General features: G+C 42.8%; 3 protein-coding genes and 1 pseudogene. 3 read left to right on the plus strand and 1 reads right to left on the minus strand.

What is annotated here, in order from left to right:
• Positions 1-139 precede the first annotated feature (139 nt).
• The 3 genes from H6F44_RS22710 to H6F44_RS22720 all read left to right on the plus strand — a co-directional run bounded on the left by H6F44_RS22710 (position 140) and on the right by H6F44_RS22720 (position 1,182).
• Positions 140-427: a hypothetical protein gene (locus H6F44_RS22710; protein WP_190353353.1), complete on the plus strand. Its 288-nt coding sequence runs from the start codon at positions 140-142 to the stop codon at positions 425-427.
• A 96-nt stretch (positions 428-523) separates the two neighbouring features.
• Positions 524-799: a hypothetical protein gene (locus H6F44_RS22715; protein ID WP_190353355.1), complete on the plus strand. Its 276-nt coding sequence runs from the start codon at positions 524-526 to the stop codon at positions 797-799.
• The gene (locus H6F44_RS22720; protein WP_190353354.1) at positions 784-1,182 is read left to right on the plus strand and encodes a type II toxin-antitoxin system VapC family toxin; all 399 of its coding nucleotides are present in this window, start codon (positions 784-786) and stop codon (positions 1,180-1,182) included. Before H6F44_RS22715 ends, H6F44_RS22720 begins: the two co-directional genes overlap by 16 nt.
• Positions 1,183-1,302: 120 nt before the next feature.
• Here the strand turns inward: H6F44_RS22720 and H6F44_RS22725 are convergent.
• Positions 1,303-1,506 (minus strand): annotated as a pseudogene (locus H6F44_RS22725) (photosystem II q(b) protein); the annotation flags it as partial.

Consider the following 1,506-nt stretch of genomic DNA (forward strand, 5'->3'; position numbering starts at 1 on the left):
TTGTTCGTCCATTTCGCGGTATCCATAAAAAGTATCTGCATCTCTATGTAGCCATGTTTGAGTGGGCTTACAATTTACGTTGGATTGATTTTGACTTCCTCCGCCGTCTTCTTGTCCCTCCTTTCACCTATTTACCCACATGAGCGAAAATTTCTTCTTTACCGATCAGTACCTCTGGATGCACGCCAATGGCGCAGAATCAGGTGCTTTGCGATTTGGTCAAGCCCATGCTGGTATGGCTTTAGGTATGGCAGATGCTCACGGCTCTTATTGGAATAATGATGTTGCTGCCGACTTAGTTGCCTCGCTCATCAGAGGAGATTTAACAACTTTAGCCACGCAAAAAGTACATACAGGTTGGAAAAGCTACAGTGACGATTTAGAAGATTTAACTGATACTTTACTTTACAAATCGATTAGAACTTGAGGAAAGGAAACAACGGTCAGAAGGCGATCGCTTACGTTCTCTAATCTAAGAGCAAAAAACAAGAATTTGAAAATACTCTTAAATCCTAATAAAACCATGATCAAGCAAATTACTCTAGAAGTCGAAGCCCCCATCGCTGACGCATATCAAAATGCCACCCCAGAACATCGTCAAGCACTACAGGCGATCGTTAGCTTATATCTGAAATCAATATCTATTCCACCTCAGAAAGATGCTGCATCCAACCAAGATATTCCTACCAAAAAGCCAAAGCGCACAACACCCGCCCATCTGATTGGCAAAGGAAAAACATTAGGCGATATTGTCAGCCCAATCGTAGATGAAGAGGACTGGGAATGTCTGAAATGGTAATTCTTGATACCCATATTTGGTTCTGGTTCATCAATGGAAGCTTTGAGCGCTTTCCCGCACAATGGCTAGAACAAATTCGGCAAGCAGACATAGTTGCAGTCTCAGCAATATCTTGCTATGAAATCGCTCTAGCACATAACAAAGGCAGATTAGAAATACATATCCCCGTTCAAGATTGGCTTACTGATTCACTAGCCCCCGCAGGAATTGAGTTATTGCCATTGACTCCAGAAATTACAGTCAGAGCCGTCAACCTATACCCCATTCACAAAGATCCCTTCGATCGCCTAATCATCGCCACTGTATTAGAATATGGGGCAAAACTTGCCAGTGTTGATAGCTTATTTTCTAAATATCCTGAGTTAGAAAGTTATCTGATGTAAATTGGGGAAACAACAGGAATAGGGCGATCGCCTTATCTGAAATCCGCATCAATAAAAAAGCCCCCCTTTCGGAGAGCTTTTTTATTTTTTCTAGTCAGATACGAGAGTCATCGATTGAGATTAACCGTTGATAGCAGGAGCAGACATTGCTACTGGTGCTACTTCAACTGCTGCCAAATCGAGAGGGAAGTTGTGAGCGTTGCGCTCGTGCATTACTTCCATTCCCAAGTTTGCGCGGTTGATTACGTCTGCCCAGCTTGGTACTACTCGTCCTTGGCTGTCAGAAATCGATTGGTTGAAGTTGAAACCATTCAAGTTGAATGC

Source organism: Pseudanabaena cinerea FACHB-1277, from assembly GCF_014696345.1.
GTDB lineage: Bacteria > Cyanobacteriota > Cyanobacteriia > Pseudanabaenales > Pseudanabaenaceae > Pseudanabaena > Pseudanabaena cinerea.

Excerpts from the sequence above, each read along its gene's own strand:
- H6F44_RS22710 (WP_190353353.1), top strand. The coding sequence starts at position 140 with ATGAGCGAAAATTTCTTCTTTACCGATCAGTACCTCTGGATGCACGCC.
- H6F44_RS22715 (WP_190353355.1), top strand. The coding sequence starts at position 524 with ATGATCAAGCAAATTACTCTAGAAGTCGAAGCCCCCATCGCTGACGCA.
- H6F44_RS22720 (WP_190353354.1), top strand. The coding sequence starts at position 784 with ATGTCTGAAATGGTAATTCTTGATACCCATATTTGGTTCTGGTTCATC.